This is a genomic window from Micromonospora sp. NPDC047644, assembly GCF_040704315.1.
In the GTDB taxonomy this organism is placed as follows: domain Bacteria; phylum Actinomycetota; class Actinomycetes; order Mycobacteriales; family Micromonosporaceae; genus Micromonospora.
Genome location: NZ_JBEYSY010000002.1, coordinates 199,657 through 214,592 on the forward strand (window position 1 = coordinate 199,657; position 14,936 = coordinate 214,592).

The following is a 14,936-nucleotide window of genomic DNA, read 5'->3' on the forward strand; positions in this document are numbered from 1 at the left end:
CGCCAGCGCCAACCGGCGCTGCGACACCCGGCCCGCGGTTTCGCACCCGGGGCCGGGTGTCGTCCGTCCCGCGTTCAGGCCCGGCGGGCCACCACCGCGCCGTTGGCGCCCGGCGCGTCGAACGGCACCGTACGCACGTCGACGAAGCCGGCGTCGGTGAGCCAGGCCGCGTACTCGGCGCCCGAGTAGTTCCGGCCACCCTCGGTCTCGACCAGCATGTTCATCCCCATCAGGGCCGCCTCCGGCGGCCCGGTGCGCTCGTCGTTGAGCAGCAGTTCGCAGACCACGATCGCGCCACCGGGCGGCAACGCCGCGTGGCACCGGGCCAGCAGCGCCCGGTTCGTCGGCTCGTCCCAGTCGTGCAGGATCATGCTGAGCAGGATGACGTCGTGCCCGCTCGGCAGCGCCGGGTCGGCGAGGAAGTCACCGGCCACCGCGTCGATCCGCCCGGTCAGGCCGGCCTCCGCGATCCGCTCCCGGGCCCGCACGCAGACGTGCGGCAGATCCAGGACGGTGGCCCGCAGGTCGGGCAGGTGGCGGCAGAACTCGATCGGGAACGCGCCGGCACCGCCGCCCACGTCGAGCAGCCGGCGGTGCGCGGAGAAGTCGTACGCGTCGGCCAGCGCGCTGGCGGTGAAGCTGGACGTGGAGAACATCGCGTCCCAGAACTGCGCCAGCATCTCCGGATCGGCGGTGTCGAACATCGACTGTTGGGCCTCCGGGTCCCAGGTCAACGGCCGATCCGTGCGCAGGGCCTCGCCGATGCGATGCCACGGCAGGTAGGTGCGCAGGTCCGAGTAACGAACCTGTGCCCCGAAGTAGTACGGGCGACCCTCGACCAGGAACTGCTCGGCCAACTCCGAGTTGCGGTAACCGTCGCCCGCTTTCTCCAGCAGGCCGAGTGACGCGCTGGCGGCCAGCAGCAGATCCGCGGGCCGGTCGGGCAACCCGAACTCGGCGGCGGCCTGCTCGACGGTCATCGTCCGCCCGCCGGCCAACCGGGTGAACAGACCGAGCTCGACGCCGGCCGCGAGGGTCTTGAACCCCCACACACCGGCCACCAGCTGCATCAGGGGAGTGGGAGTGATCACCCCGACATCAGATCACGATTCGTCGCCGTCCACGATGGTCGGTCAGGCCCGGATCAGCGTCACCAACCCCGCGGCCACCAGCACCCCGGCCCAGAGCCGGTCCACGTTGAACCAGGCCCGACGCAGCACACCGACCCCGAGCACCTGGTAGACCAGCAGCGCCACGGCCAGAGCGACGCCGAACATGGCCACGGTGTGCACCCCGGCCGCCGCGAGGCCGGACAGCGCGCCGACCGGCGCGGCGGCCGGGTGCCCGGAGTGACCCCCGGACACCGGCTCGGCCACCAGCACCGGCACCAGCATGAGCCCCGCCCCGTGCGCCGACGACATGAGGAACGACCAGGCGGCGAGCTGTGCTGCCGACAGCCGCATCCCCGCCCACCGGAAGTGCCGCTCGGAGAGCAGGCGCCACAGCCCGAAGGCCACCAGCACCACACCGCCGACCACCGCGAGGGTGCTGCTCGCCGTCACCGACCGGGTCGCGGTGACCAACGCGGCGACGACGGCCACCGAGGCGAGATGCCCCGCCGCGATCGGCGGTAGGGCGCGCAGCAGTGCCACCCGGCTGCGCTCCTGAAGGCCCCGCGCCACGGCGAACAGCCACCCCATCGCCGGGTTCAGACCATGGAACGCGCCGAGCGCGGCGAGCGTCGCGAGGGTGGTGACGGTCACGGATAGCAGTACGAGTCGGAGGAGGCGTCCCCGCCCTGCAACCGCGTCTGGTGCACCCGCAGGCCCCGGAACTCCTCCCCGTGCGGAAAGAACCGCTCATCCGGGGTGAGCCCGCCGGCGTCCACGTCGACGTCGAGCTTGGCCAGCCAGGCACCCACCCCGTCGGGGTAGAACTGGTCGTCCCACGCGCCGTAGAGCGAGTTGCTGACGTAGACCCGTCGGCCGTCCCGGCTGACCTCCACCATCTGCGGACCACCCGCGAGGGCCTCGTCCGGCGCGGACGGGTGCGCGGTGCGGCGGACGATCCCGCCGAGGTGCACCGAGCCCGTCTGGACCGGGTGCAGCGGGTCGCTGACGTCGTACTGACGCAGTTCCCCGGTGCCCCAGCAGGAGACGTAGAGGAACCTGTCGTCGACGGACAGGTCGATGTCGGTCACCAGCGGCGGCACCGCCCCGAACGGCTTGAGCAGGTCGGGCAGGTGCGCGGGGTCGGCCGGCTCGGCCGGGATGTCGATGACCCTGGTGACCGCCCAGGCATCCCCGTCGCGGTGCCAGAGCCAGATCGACGCGGACAGGTCCTCGACGCTGATCACCACGCCGACGAACCCGTACGACTTCGTCGGGTCGTGTGCCGGCCGCAACTCCAGCGGCATCTGGTACGCATCGCCGAGATCGACCCGTTGCACGTGCCGGCGTTTCGCCAGATCCCAGAAGTGGATGGCGTGCCCGTAGCGTCGACCCAGCAGCAGCTCACCGATGATGCCGTCCTCGATCATCGGCGGGGTGCCCCACTCGCTGGTGACCAGCACGTCCTGGGTCAGGTGCCACCACACGTCGTACGCCAGGAACTGCGGCCCCCGGTCGGCCTCCCACGCCCCGCGAACCTCGAACGTGGTGTGGTCGAGGATGGCGATGCCACCGGGGCCCTCCTCGCCGTCCGCGCCGCCGAGCGCGGAGAGGTAGATGCCGTCCGGGCCACAGTGCACGGTGTGCGGCCGTGAGTAGCCGGCCCGCTTCGCCAGCTCGTCGGCCCCGATCACCTTGACGACCTGCGGCTGGCGCGGATCCGGCTGGGTGTCGAGCACGTGGATGCGCGACGACCGCAGGCCGGGGACGATCAGGTAGCGCCGCTCGACGTGTGGGTGCGGGGCGGTCGGACAGAGCGCGCTGCTGCACGCGTTCCAGCCGAAGTGGTGCAGCTCGTCCCCCACGTACGGCAGGTCGGTCCAGCCGACGACCCGGCCGTAGTCGGGGGAGTCGGGGTCGGTGTCCAGCACCACGATGGCGTCCGGACGGGTGGCCGTCCGGTCGAAGGCCGCCACGTAGGCGAGCTTCTCCGCCGGTGCGGTGACCGCGTCGCGGGGCGAGGGGTAGAACGTGGGGTCGGGGGTCCAGCGGGTCATCGCAGCTCCGCTCGTCAGGTGGTGGGAACGCCGAGTCGGTCGAGCAGGTGGCGGCGCAGCGCGCCGAAGGCCGGGTCGTCCGGCGTGCGGGTGGGGCCGAGGTCGACGGGCAGTTCCGCGGCGATGCGGCCCTCGTCGAGGAGCAGGATCCGGTCGGCGAGCAGCAGCGCCTCCTCCACGTCGTGAGTGACCAGCAGGGCGGCGAAGCCGTGCTCGGCGCGCAGCCGGCGCAGCAGGATCTGCATCCGCAGGCGGGTCAGCGCGTCCAGGGCGCCGAACGGCTCGTCGAGCAGCAGCAGGTCCGGCTCGCGGACCAGGGCCCGCGCCACCGCCACCCGCTGCGCCTGCCCACCGGACAACTCCGCCGGCCAGGCGCGATCCCGCTCGGCGAGACCGACCTCGGCCAGCGCCCGCCGGATCCGCCCCGGGCCGTCCGCGCCGGACAGGCCGAGCCCCACGTTCTCCGCCACGCGTTTCCATGGCAGCAACCGGTGCTCCTGGAAGACCACCGCGGCGGTGCCGTGCACGACGCTCGTGCCGCTGGCCTCGCCGTCCAGCCCGGCGAGAATCCTCAGCAGCGTGCTCTTGCCGGAACCGCTGCCGCCCAGCAGGGCCACCACCTCGCCGCGGGCGATGGTCAGGTCGACACCGGCCAGCACGACCGTCGGCCCGAACGCCCGGCGCACCGCGTGCGCGGTGAGCACCGGCCCGTCGCCGTTCAGGTGGCCCGCAGTCCGCGACGCCATGTCAACATCCTCCTCTCCGCCACGCGCAACGCAAGGTCGGATATCAGCCCGAGCAGCGCGTAGACGAGCAGGCCGAGCACCACCACGTCGGTCTGGCTGAACTCCCGCGCCTCCATCATCAGAAAGCCGATCCCGGTCTGGGCGTTGACCTGCTCGCCGACGACCAGGCTGAGCCAGGCCGCCCCGATGGCCAGTCGCAGACCGAGGAAGAGCGAGGGCAACGCGCCGGGCAGCACCACGTGTCGCAGTCGGGCGGCCTGTCCCAGACCGCAGGTGCGGGCCGCCTCCACCAGCCGCTCGTCGATGTCCCGGATGCCGGCGTAGGTGTTGAAGTAGATGGGGAAGAACGCGCCCAGAGCCACCAGGCTGACCTTGAGTGATTCACCGATGCCGACCCAGATGATCAGCAACGGGACCAGCCCGAGGTGCGGCAGCATCCGGGCCATCTGCACCGGCGGGTCGACCAGGTCGTCACCGAGCCGCAGCAGCCCGGCAACGGTGCCCAGGGCCAGGGCCAGGAGACCGCCGATCAGCAGGCCGGCCCCGGCCCGGGTCAGGGAGTCCAGCAGGTGGATTCCGAGCGTCCCGTCCCGGCTCAGCCGCGCGCCGGTGGCCAGCACGTCGCTGGGCGCGGGCAGCTTCTCGGCCGCCAGCAGCCCGGTCCGGGCGGCCAACTCCCACCCCAGGACCAGCACCACCGGGCTCACCACCCGCCGCCAGCGCCGGGCCGACCGCTGACGACGGGGTACGACAGGTGCCGCCGCGGTGACCTCTTCGGGCGCCTCGACGAGCGTCGCCCGACTCACTGGAACACCTCGTTGAACCGGCCGTCGACCCGGGATCGGAGGTCGACCGGCCCCGGGATGAGTTCCAGGGCGATGAAGCTGTCGGTGATCGCCTGAAGTTCGTCGCCGATGGCCGGGGTGACCGGGGCGAGGGGCCTGGCGCTGCGGGCCAGGGCGCGGCTGGTGACGTCCTGGGGGATCTTCAGCTCCGGCGCGAGGGTGCTGGCGCGCTCCTCGGGGTGGGCGATGCCCCAGTCGGTCACCTCGCGGTAGCGCTGGAGGAAAGCGCGGATCTCGTCCGTTCGCTTGTCGACCGCCCGGGGCGAGGCCAGGACGTACTCGCGGTTGCTGGCGAGCCCGGTCGCGTCGGCGAGCACCTGGACCCCCGGTTGCTCGGCCAGCGCGAAGTACGGGTCCCAGATCACCCAGGCGTCGATCTGCCCGCCGTCGAACGCGGGCCGCCCCTCGGCGGGCTTGAGGTACTTGACCTGGATGTCCTTCAACGTCATGTTGTTCGCCTCCAGCAGCCGCACCAGCAACCAGTGCACGTTGGACCCCTTGTTGAGGGCCACCGTCCGGCCCTTGAGATCGGCGAAGCTGCGGTAGCCCCGATCGGCCTTGACCAGCACGGCCTCCCCCTGCGGAATCGGTGCCGAGGTGCCGATGACGGAGAACGGGATCTTCCCGGCGGCGGCGAAGACCGGCGGGGCCTCGCCGACCTGTCCGATGTCGATGGAACCGGCCTTGAGCGCCTCGGTGAGCGCGGGACCGCTCTCGAACAGTGACCACTCCACATCCGGCGCGGCACCGCGCGCCTTGACCAGGCTCAGCCCGCCGAAGCGCTGGTAGCCGATCCGGAGCTTCTGCCCGTTGCCGCCGTCCGCGTCGGCGGACCCGCCGCACGCGCTTACCGCCACGGTGGCGAGCAGCGCCACCGTGGTGATCGCCGTCGTCAGGAGGCGGCGGTGCGGGGGACGACTCGTCGACGGGGTGGGCATGGCGGCTCCTCAGGTCGGGGCAGGCGGACGTCGGCGCATCGACAGGTGTCGGCGTCGGCAGTAGCCTACTAACCCGATAGGTTTTATGGGTAGGCTGTCGGCGGGATCGTCCCACCCCTCAGGAGGTGCCCGCCTCGCTGCGTGCGCCGACCGCCCCCGCTGGAGGAAAGAGCCCGATGACCCTCACCTTCCACTGGTTCCTGCCCACCAACGGCGACAGCCGGGACATCGTCGGCGGCGGCCACGGCGTACCGACCGGTGCCGCCGGAGGCGCTCGCCCGGCCAGCGTGGCGTACCTCGGGCAGATCGCCCGCAGCGCCGAGCAACTCGGCTTCGTCGGCGCCCTCACCCCCACCGGCGCCTGGTGCGAGGACGCCTGGCTCAGCACCGCGATGCTCACCGAGGTGACCGAGCGGCTCAAGTTCCTGGTCGCCTTCCGGCCCGGCCTGCTGGCCCCCACGCTGGCCGCCCAGATGGCCTCGACCTTCCAACGGCTGTCCCGGGGCCGGCTGCTGCTCAACGTGGTCACCGGCGGCGAGTCACCGGAGCAGCGGGCCTACGGCGACTTCCTGGACAAGGACGCCCGGTACGCGCGGGCCGACGAGTTCCTGCACGTGGTGCGTGCGCTGTGGCGCGGCGAGACCGTCGACCACGACGGCACCCACGTCCGCGTCGAACAGGCACGGCTGCACCGGCCGCCCGACCCGGTGCCGCCGGTCTACTTCGGTGGGTCCTCGGCCGCCGCACTTCCGGTGGCGGTGCGGCACAGCGACGTCTACCTCACCTGGGGCGAGCCGCCGGCCCTGGTCGCCGACAAGCTGGAGCGGGTCCGGGCGCTGGCCACCCGCGCCGGGCGGGAGTTGCGCTTCGGCATCCGGTTGCACGTCATCGTGCGGGACACCGCCGAGCAGGCCTGGGCGCAGGCCCAGCGGCTGCTCGACGGGGTGTCCGAGGCCGACATCCGGGCCGTGCAGGAGGGACTGCGTCGCAGCGAGTCCGAGGGGCAGCGCCGCATGCTCGAGCTGAACGGTGGCTCCCGCGACGGCCTGGAGGTCGCCCCGAACCTGTGGGCGGGGGTCGGCCTGGTCCGCGGTGGGGCGGGCACCGCGCTGGTGGGCAGCCACGCCGAGGTCGCCGACCGGATCGCCGAATACCACGCGCTCGGCATCGACGAGTTCATCCTCTCCGGCTATCCGCACCTGGAGGAGGCGTACTGGTTCGGGGAGGGCGTGCTGCCGATCCTGCGCGAGCGTGGGCTGTGGTGGCACCCCGACGGCCGGCCAGGGACCGGCCACCACGTCGACGTCCCCTTCGCCGGCGTGCCAGCGCCGCAACCCGCCGCGGCCCGCTGATCGGCCGGTCCGCCCGCGACCGCCTACAGGTCCATCGCGTAGACCCGGACCTGGCGGCCGGTGTCCGGTTGCACGGTCTCCCGCTCCAGCGACATGCCCAACGTGACCATCACCCGCGCGGACGCCTCGTTGCCGACGACGTGGATGCTGACCAACCGCCGCAGGTCGAGCGTGGCACGAGTGTGGGCGACAACGGCCTGGGCCGCCTCGGTGGCCAGGGGAGGGCTCGTCAGGTCAGGCACGCTGGCCGACCCGCCGCGCCGCGAGGCTCACCACGGTGCTGCCGGCCGCCATCCCGACCAGCACCAGAATCCCCCCGACCACCCACAGCCCGCTGTCGTCGGTCGACGCGGCCCGCCACGACCAGGCCGCCGTGAACGCCACGGTCATCACCGGCGCCACCTGCCACGGGCTGAGCCGCGTCCCGGCGAGCGCGGCCAGCAGCACGAGCGTCACCACACAGCCGATCACCTGCCACGGCTCGTACGGGCCGCTGCTCGCGCCGGTCTGCGCGTCGACCGTGTACCGGGTGTCCCAGCCCAGCCAGAGCAGCCACGTCCCGACCGTGGCCGCCGCCAGGAACAAGACACCGAGCAGTGCGCGCGTACCCCTCGTCGCCGTCATCCGGTGATCATCCCCTGCCTGCCGTCGCACGCGAACACGTACCCGCACCCGGCCGCGAACCACTCCGATCCCCAGTGGACTGTTGCCTCGACCGGTGGCGATCCTCTACGGTCTGCTCAGCGGTGGGCGGTGCGGTCCGCATCCGACCCGACACCGCCGGATGCCCGTCGTGCGGGCCGGGATGGTGGAGTCCCGGGTCGCCCCGTCGGCGGTGACCCGGCGGTCGTGTGACTCCCAGCTCGTCTGCTCGGGTCCTGGTGCCCGGGTGGCTCCGCGTGGAGCCCGACGGCGAGCCGGGGCACGCCGACCCACCGGGAGAGCCCCGTGTTCCTCAGCCCGCACGAGCAGGATCGCCTGCTCGTCCACGTCGCGGCCGATGTCGCCCGCGCCCGCCGCGAACGCGGCCTGCGCCTCAACTACCCCGAAGCCGTCGCCGTGATCACCGCGTTCCTCCTCGAAGGGGCCCGCGACGGGCGGTCGGTGGTCGACCTGATGTCGGCCGGCCGGGCGGTGCTGGGCCGCGACGACGTCCAGGACGGCATCCCCGAGCTGCTGAGGGAGGTGCAGGTGGAGGCGACGTTCCCGGACGGCACCAAGCTCGTGACGGTGCACCACCCGATCCCGTGATCCCCGGGGAGATCCTGCCGGCGGCCGACCCGGTCGAGATCAACGTGGGTCGTCCGGTGACCACGGTGCTCGTGGTCAACACCGCCGACCGTCCGGTACAGGTCGGCTCGCACTACCACTTCGCCGAAGCCAACCCGGCGCTGTCGTTCGACCGTGGCGCGGCCTGGGGGCAGCGGCTCGCCGTTCCGGCCGGCACCTCCGTCCGGTTCGAGCCGGGCGTCAACCGCAGCGTCGAGCTCGTACCACTCGGCGGCGCACGCGTCGTGCCGGGCCTGCGCGCAGAGTGCGCGGGACCGCTGGACCCCTCGCCGCACTCGGTCACGACCGACGGGTCGCCGCGGTGAGCGCCGTGCGGCGGGACCGCTACATCGACCTGTACGGGCCGACGACCGGTGACCGGATCCGACTGGCCGACACGAACCTGCTGATCGAAGTGGAGACCGACCACTGCGTGGGCGGCGACGAGGCGGTCTTCGGCGGCGGGAAGGTGATCCGCGAGTCGATGGGGCAGTCCCGGGCGACCCGCGCCGAGGGGGCACTGGACACCGTCATCACCGGCGCGGTGGTGCTCGACCACTGGGGCGTGGTCAAGGCCGACGTGGGGCTGCGCGACGGGCGCATCGTGGCGCTCGGCCGGGCCGGCAACCCGGACACCATGCCCGGTGTGCACCCCGACCTGGTGATCGGCCCGTCGACCGAGGTGATCGCGGGCAACGGGCGGATCCTCACCGCCGGCGCGGTCGACACCCACGTGCACTTCATCTGCCCGCAGATCGTCACCGAGGCGCTGGCCAGTGGCATCACCACGATGGTCGGCGGCGGCACCGGGCCGGCCGAGGGGACCCGCGCGACAACCGTCACCCCGAACGCCTGGCACCTGGCCCGGATGCACGAGGCCCTGGACACCATGCCGGTCAACGTGCTGCTGCTCGGCAAGGGCAACACCGTCTCCAGCGAGGCGCTGTGGGAGCAGTTGCGGGCCGGTGCGGGCGGTTTCAAGCTGCACGAGGACTGGGGCACCACACCAGCGGCGATCGACGCCTGCCTGCGGGTGGCGGACGAGTCCGGTGTCCAGGTGTCGATTCACACCGACACGCTCAACGAGGCCGGATTCGTCGCCGACACCCTGCGGGCGATCGGTGGACGGGCGATCCACTCGTACCACACCGAGGGAGCCGGTGGCGGGCACGCACCGGACATCATCACCGTGGCCAGCGAACCGAACGTGCTGCCGTCGTCGACCAACCCGACCCGGCCGTACACCGCGAACACCCTGGCCGAGCACCTGGACATGCTGATGGTCTGCCACCATCTCAACCCGTCCGTGCCGGAGGACCTCGCGTTCGCCGAGAGCCGGATCCGACCGTCCACGATGGCCGCCGAGGACCTGCTGCACGACCTCGGCGCCATCTCGATCATCGGCTCCGACGCGCAGGCGATGGGCCGGGTCGGTGAGGTGATCACGCGGACCTGGCAGAGCGCCCACGTGATGAAGGACCGGGTCGGCGCCCTACCGGGTGACGGGCCCGCCGACAACCACCGGGCCCGGCGGTACGTCGCGAAATACACCATCTGCGCCGCGATGGCCAACGGCCTGGAACAGGAGATCGGCTCGGTCGAACCGGGCAAGCTCGCCGACCTGGTGCTCTGGGACCCGGCGTTCTTCGGGGTCCGGCCACACCTGGTGCTCAAGGGCGGCATGATCGCGTACGCCCAGATGGGCGACGCCAACGCCTCGATCCCGACACCGCAGCCGATGCTGCCGAGGCCGATGTTCGGGGCGTACGGCGCGGCGGCGGCCGCCACCAGCCTGGCCTTCGTGGCCCCGGCGGCCCTGGACGCCGGGCTCCGCCTGGACGTGCGTCGCCGGGTGGTGCCGGTCAACGACGTACGGTCGCGGGGCAAGGCCGACCTGCCGGAGAACAACGCGATGCCGCGCATCGAGGTGGACCCGGACACCTTCACGGTGCGCATCGACGGGCAGGTGGTGGAGCCGGACCCGGTGACCCGGCTGCCGATGGCCCAGCGGTACTTCCTGTTCTGATGGCGACGCCGAGCCTGCTGTTGCTGTTGGCCGACGGACGCTTCCCGGCCGGGGCGCACGCGCACTCCGGTGGTCTGGAGGCGGCCGTCGCCGCCGGCCGGGTCACCGACCTGGCCTCGTTGGAGGCGTTCCTGACCGGACGATTGGCCACCGCCGGTCTGGTCGGCGCGGCGTTCGCGGCAGCCGCACACCGGGCGGCGGTGGCCGAGACCGCCGCCCGGTCGGACGCGCTGGCTCGGCTCGACGCGGAGCTGGACGCGCGTACCGCCGCACCGGCGTTGCGGGCGGTCTCGCGTCGACAGGGCCGGGCGCTGCTGCGGGCCGGTCGGGCCATCTGGTCCGACGCCCCGTTCGCCGACCTGCCCGCGACGCCCGGCGGCGCACACCAGCCGCTGGTACTCGGGCTGCTCTGCGCCGCAGCCGGCATGTCCCGCGTCGAGACCGCCACGATCGCCGCGTACGGAACGCTGACCGGGGCGGCCAGCGCCGGCGTACGTCTGCTCGGACTCGACCCGTACCGGGTCCAAGCGCTGCTGGTCGGCCTGGCCGACGCCTGCGACGGAACGGCCGCCGACGCGGCGCGTGCCGCCGATGATCCACCGGAGCGGCTGCCCGCCGCCGCCGCCCCACTCGCCGACATCCATGCCGAGATCCATGCCACCTGGGAGGTGCGTCTCTTTGCGTCCTGACACCGTTGTGCCGAGCGCTGTGCCCGCCGTCGAACCGATCACGCCGCCGCCGGGCACGCCGACGGCGGCCAGCCCACCCCACGACGAGACCATTCCGCACACCCATCCGGAGCCGGGGGTGGACCCCCATCCGCCGTTGGCCCGTGCCGGCCGTGCCCTGCGGGTCGGCATCGGCGGCCCGGTAGGTTCCGGAAAGACGGCCCTGGTGGCCGCGCTCTGCCGTGCCTTCGCCGACGAGTTGCGGCTCGGCGTGGTGACCAACGACATCTACACGACCGAGGACGCCGACTTCCTCCGGCGGGCCGGGGTGCTGGACCCGGCGCGGATCCGCGCGGTCGAGACCGGCTGCTGCCCGCACACGGCGATCCGCGACGACATCGGCGCCAACCTCGACGCCGTCGACGAACTGGCCGAGGCGGTCGGCCCGTTGGACCTCGTCCTCGTCGAGAGCGGTGGGGACAACCTGACGGCGACCTTCAGTCGGGGGCTGGTCGACCGACAGATCTTCGTGGTCGACGTGGCGGGCGGGGACAAGGTCCCCCGCAAGGGCGGCCCGGGGGTCACCGCCGCCGACCTCCTCGTCATCAACAAGACCGACCTGGCCCCGATGGTGGGCGCCGATCTCGCCGTCATGGATCGTGACGCGCGGGCCCGGCGCGGGGACCTCCCGACCCTCTTCCTGTCCATCGTGGGGAACCCCACCGCGACGTCGGTCGCGGACTGGATTCGGCACGAGTTGGCCCACCACGCCGCCCTGCACCCGCTCGCCGTACCGGCGGAAACGGCCTGATGCGAGCGCTCGCCCGGCTGGTCGCCCGGGCCGACGGGCGGGGTGGCACGACCCTTGTCGAGTTGCACGGCGAAACGCCGCTGCTGCTGCGCCAGACCCCGACCGACGGTGGTGTCGCCACTGTTCACCTCGTCGGCGGGGCGGCCGGGCCGCTGGCCGGCGACGATCTGCGCCTGGAGATCGAGGTCGGGCCGGGCGCGGCCGTACGGGTGCACAGCGTCGCCGCGTCGATCGCCCTACCGGGCCGTGTGGGTGCCGTCTCACGGATGGCGGTGCGGGCGGTGGTGCACGCCGGGGCCACGCTGCACTGGCTTCCGGAACAGTTGGTAGCGGCGGCTGGTTGCGCGCACCTCGCCCAGTCCCGGATCGAGTTGGCCGCCGGCGCGAGCCTGCGGTGGCGCGACGAGCTGATCTGCGGCCGGTACGGCGAGGCGCCCGGCAGCGCCGTCGTGCACACCCAGGTCGACTACGCGGGTCGACCACTGCTGCGGCAGTCCCTCGCGGTGGGACCGCACGCGCCGGGCTGGGCCGGCCCGGCGGTGCTCGGCGGCGCCCCGGCCACGGGATCGCTGCTGCTGGTCGACCCGTCGCGGCCCGCCGAACCTCCATCGGCCGAGGGCAGTGTCGCCCGGCTGCCGTTGGCAGGTGGCCCGGCGACCCTGTGGACGGCCACCGCTCCCGACGCACACACCCTGCGCGCCCACCTCACCAACTGAGTGCGTGTGTCCGGATGGATCGCCAACGGGGCCGGTCGTCGTTCTGGAGGCGGACTCTGCGGAGAGCATGATGTCGGTGAGTCATCGTGATGACTCACCGACATCACGCTCTTCGGCGGGTGGCCGCGGGTGGCCGGGCAGCGTTCGCGGGACCAGGGGCACCTCTGCTCGACGGCGCGCTACCTGAGTGGATTGCCGCAGCGCGGAGGTAGCCCGTTACGAGCGCGGCTGAGGCGCCGCTCGGGGCATTGCTGTCGCGCTGGCGTCTGTCGGAAGTCGTCAACAAGCACGTCTCGCGATCTGGGTCGCCATGGTGCCGTCGACCGCCGGCCTTTCGCTGGTGGAGTCGCTCGTCGCAACTCGATCGACGACCGACATGACAGCCCCGAGAGCCAGCATGTGTCCATTGTGGCTCAATTGGACCCGCCGGTGAGGAAGCGTGCCCGGACCGCGGTGCACCCTGCCGAGACGGCGGCGCAGGTCATGCCGCGTCGCCGCTGGGCTGGCCACGGGGCTCCGGTATTCAGGCTTTCCTGGTCGCTGCCCAGCGGTGCGGGCCACCGGCGTCGACGCGGTCATCGCGGCGGGCGGCATCGACGCGCTGGGTGGGGTCGAGGCGGCCGATGAGGTGGTCGAGCTGACCCACCAGGTCGGCGGCCGGTGACAGACCCGGCTGGCCGGTCTCCGCGCCGCCCAGCCCCGCGCCGCCCAGCCCTGCGCCGCCCAGCTCGACGACGCCCAGTTCGGCGATGCTGGCTCGGACGCGCTCGTCCAGGCGGGCGTGCTCGCGGCGGCCCCGGGCGGTCAGGTACGCCCGAATCCGTCGGCGGTCGATCGGGTCGATCCGGCGGAAGACGAGGTTGCGGTCGACGAGTTGGTCGACCAGCTTGGTGAGGGTGCCCGGCGGCAGCGAAGCCTCGACGGACACCTCGCTCATCGGGTGACCCTGGCCGTCGGCGAGCAGGCAGAGCACCCTCCACGCCTCGATGCTGATCGCGTCGTCGGCCAGGACGGCGCCCAGCCGGCGGGAGAGCAGCCGTTCGGCGCGGGTGAGCGAGCGCAGCAGGTCGGCTGGCGCCCCGGGCACGTCTGACATGAAACTCCCTGGTCCGGTGGCCCTGTCATGGTAGCGAGTCGTCCCGGTCAGTGGTGAGCACTGGTCTTCCGTCGTGGGCCGGGCAATCATGTGCTCATGTCCGCGCCGGCACCGCCGTGGCTGACCGTCGACCGCGCCGTGGTCAGCATCGCGCTGGTCTATCCGATGCGCGGGCCGGCCGGCATGTTCGGCCCCACCTGTGAGCTCTGCGCGCAGCTCGCGGTCGAGGAGATCAATAGGTGCGGTGGCGTGCTGGGCCGGGAGGTCCGCCTGGTGCCTGTCGACGGTGGCGCACCGCCGGCCGAGGTGGCCGCCGAGGTCGAGGCGTTGGTGTCGGTGGGTGCCGTGCAGGGGGTGACGGGGTGGCACATCTCCTCGGTGCGCCAGGCCTTGGCACCCCGAGTCGCACACCGGGTGCCCTACGTCTACACCGCACTCTACGAGGGCGGCGAGCGCACCGAGGGGGTCTTCCTGACCAGCGAGACGCCCGACGCCCAGTTGTGGCCCGCGATGCGGATGCTCGCCGCGGAGCAGGGGGTGCGCCGCTGGTTCGTGGTGGGCAACGACTACGTGTGGCCGCGCCGCACGTCGCGGGCCGCCCAGCGGTACGCATTGCGCGGCGGTGGGCAGGTGGTGGGCCGGCACTTCCTGCCGTTGGACGCGCACGACTTCACCGAGGTGTTACGCCGCATCGAGCACAGTGACGCGGACGCGGTGTTGATGCTGCTGGTCGGTGCGGACGCGGTGCGGTTCAACCGGGCGTTCGCCCGATCCGGCCTGGATCAGCATTGTCTGCGGCTGAGCACCCTGATGGACGAGAACATGCTGTTGGCCAGTGGCGCCGGCGCGACTCGAAGGCTCTACAGCACCGCGGGTTTCTTCGCCGGGCTGGTCACCCAGGAGAATCTCGACTTCCACGGCGAGTTCGCCCGGCGCTTCGGGGTGGAGGCGCCGCCGTTGGGCAGCCTGGGGGAGTCCTGCTACGAGGGCGTCATGCTGCTCGCCGCGCTGATCGGCCAGGCCCGCACCCTCGACGTACGGGCCATCGAGACGGCCGCCGACACGGTCGCCTACCACGGCCCGCGTGGGCGGTTGCGGCTGCGTCAGCGGCACGTCCGGCAGCGCATCTATCTGGCCGAGGCCGACGGGCTCGACTTCACTGTGCTCGCTCAGCTCTGACCGGGTGCGACGGTCGGCCCTCCGACCCTTGACAGCGCCACCCGCTGCCGTCCTAAGATGCTTCCTGCGTGAAGTATCTGGCCACGGGGTCGGATCTCACCATTGCGTGCCCACCGTCGGCGGA

The 14,936-nt window shown here is 72.6% G+C and carries 17 protein-coding genes; 8 read left to right on the forward strand and 9 right to left on the reverse strand.

The genetic code is table 11. The annotated features are described in order from the left end of the window. Positions 1 to 74: 74 nt before the first annotated feature. The 6 genes from AB0877_RS04095 to AB0877_RS04120 are packed head-to-tail and all read right to left on the reverse strand — an operon-like array spanning position 75 to position 5,695. The gene (locus AB0877_RS04095; protein ID WP_366606467.1) at positions 75 to 1,091 is read right to left on the reverse strand and encodes a methyltransferase; all 1,017 of its coding nucleotides are present in this window, start codon (positions 1,089 to 1,091) and stop codon (positions 75 to 77) included. A gap of 42 nt (positions 1,092 to 1,133) precedes the next feature. Further along, a complete protein-coding gene (locus AB0877_RS04100) occupies positions 1,134 to 1,763 on the reverse strand; it encodes a hypothetical protein (protein ID WP_366606469.1) in 630 nt (209 codons plus the stop codon). Next, a complete protein-coding gene (locus AB0877_RS04105) occupies positions 1,760 to 3,166 on the reverse strand; it encodes a selenium-binding family protein (RefSeq protein WP_366606471.1) in 1,407 nt (468 codons plus the stop codon). Before AB0877_RS04105 ends, AB0877_RS04100 begins: the two co-directional genes overlap by 4 nt. A gap of 14 nt (positions 3,167 to 3,180) precedes the next feature. Continuing rightward, complete coding sequence (locus AB0877_RS04110) at positions 3,181 to 3,912, reverse strand: ABC transporter ATP-binding protein (RefSeq protein WP_366606473.1); 732 nt, start codon at positions 3,910 to 3,912, stop codon at positions 3,181 to 3,183. Then, complete coding sequence (locus AB0877_RS04115) at positions 3,885 to 4,718, reverse strand: ABC transporter permease subunit (RefSeq protein WP_366606475.1); 834 nt, start codon at positions 4,716 to 4,718, stop codon at positions 3,885 to 3,887. The genes AB0877_RS04110 and AB0877_RS04115 overlap by 28 nt, the downstream gene beginning before the upstream one ends. Beyond that, the gene (locus AB0877_RS04120; protein WP_366606477.1) at positions 4,715 to 5,695 is read right to left on the reverse strand and encodes an aliphatic sulfonate ABC transporter substrate-binding protein; all 981 of its coding nucleotides are present in this window, start codon (positions 5,693 to 5,695) and stop codon (positions 4,715 to 4,717) included. Before AB0877_RS04120 ends, AB0877_RS04115 begins: the two co-directional genes overlap by 4 nt. A gap of 176 nt (positions 5,696 to 5,871) precedes the next feature. Between AB0877_RS04120 and AB0877_RS04125 the strand changes: the two genes are divergently transcribed. Further along, the gene (locus AB0877_RS04125) at positions 5,872 to 7,047 is read left to right on the forward strand and encodes an LLM class flavin-dependent oxidoreductase (RefSeq protein WP_366606479.1); all 1,176 of its coding nucleotides are present in this window, start codon (positions 5,872 to 5,874) and stop codon (positions 7,045 to 7,047) included. Positions 7,048 to 7,070: 23 nt separating this feature from the next. On the opposite strand, the gene AB0877_RS04130 is transcribed toward AB0877_RS04125, so the two are convergent. Further along, entirely contained in the window at positions 7,071 to 7,289 is a 219-nt protein-coding gene (locus AB0877_RS04130; protein WP_366606481.1) for a GNAT family N-acetyltransferase, read from the reverse strand. Next, a complete protein-coding gene (locus AB0877_RS04135) occupies positions 7,282 to 7,671 on the reverse strand; it encodes a hypothetical protein (RefSeq protein WP_366606483.1) in 390 nt (129 codons plus the stop codon). The genes AB0877_RS04130 and AB0877_RS04135 overlap by 8 nt, the downstream gene beginning before the upstream one ends. A 324-nt stretch (positions 7,672 to 7,995) precedes the next feature. Between AB0877_RS04135 and AB0877_RS04140 the strand changes: the two genes are divergently transcribed. Genes AB0877_RS04140 through AB0877_RS04165 form a run of 6 tightly spaced genes read left to right on the forward strand, consistent with a single transcriptional unit; the run spans position 7,996 to position 12,537 of the window. Beyond that, on the forward strand, positions 7,996 to 8,298 hold the full coding sequence (locus AB0877_RS04140; RefSeq protein ID WP_030335444.1) for an urease subunit gamma: 303 nt from the start codon (positions 7,996 to 7,998) through the stop codon (positions 8,296 to 8,298). Continuing rightward, positions 8,295 to 8,642, forward strand: a complete 348-nt coding sequence (locus AB0877_RS04145) for an urease subunit beta (RefSeq protein ID WP_366606485.1) — start codon at positions 8,295 to 8,297, stop codon at positions 8,640 to 8,642. Before AB0877_RS04140 ends, AB0877_RS04145 begins: the two co-directional genes overlap by 4 nt. Next, positions 8,639 to 10,342 carry an urease subunit alpha gene (locus AB0877_RS04150; RefSeq protein ID WP_366606487.1) on the forward strand — a complete coding sequence of 568 codons (1,704 nt, stop codon included), beginning with the start codon at positions 8,639 to 8,641 and terminating at the stop codon, positions 10,340 to 10,342. Before AB0877_RS04145 ends, AB0877_RS04150 begins: the two co-directional genes overlap by 4 nt. Next, on the forward strand, positions 10,342 to 11,031 hold the full coding sequence (locus AB0877_RS04155; protein WP_366606488.1) for an urease accessory UreF family protein: 690 nt from the start codon (positions 10,342 to 10,344) through the stop codon (positions 11,029 to 11,031). The genes AB0877_RS04150 and AB0877_RS04155 overlap by 1 nt, the downstream gene beginning before the upstream one ends. Beyond that, positions 11,021 to 11,821, forward strand: coding sequence for an urease accessory protein UreG (gene ureG / locus AB0877_RS04160; protein WP_366606490.1), 801 nt, complete (start codon positions 11,021 to 11,023; stop codon positions 11,819 to 11,821). The genes AB0877_RS04155 and ureG overlap by 11 nt, the downstream gene beginning before the upstream one ends. Further along, complete coding sequence (locus tag AB0877_RS04165) at positions 11,821 to 12,537, forward strand: urease accessory protein UreD (protein ID WP_366606492.1); 717 nt, start codon at positions 11,821 to 11,823, stop codon at positions 12,535 to 12,537. Before ureG ends, AB0877_RS04165 begins: the two co-directional genes overlap by 1 nt. A 523-nt stretch (positions 12,538 to 13,060) precedes the next feature. Here AB0877_RS04165 and AB0877_RS04170 read toward each other — a convergent pair. Further along, positions 13,061 to 13,633: a MarR family winged helix-turn-helix transcriptional regulator gene (locus tag AB0877_RS04170; protein ID WP_366606494.1), complete on the reverse strand. Its 573-nt coding sequence runs from the start codon at positions 13,631 to 13,633 to the stop codon at positions 13,061 to 13,063. A 96-nt stretch (positions 13,634 to 13,729) separates the two neighbouring features. Here AB0877_RS04170 and AB0877_RS04175 point away from each other — a divergent pair, with 96 nt between their 5' ends. Continuing rightward, positions 13,730 to 14,812 carry a substrate-binding domain-containing protein gene (locus tag AB0877_RS04175; RefSeq protein WP_366606496.1) on the forward strand — a complete coding sequence of 361 codons (1,083 nt, stop codon included), beginning with the start codon at positions 13,730 to 13,732 and terminating at the stop codon, positions 14,810 to 14,812. Positions 14,813 to 14,936: the final 124 nt, after the last annotated feature.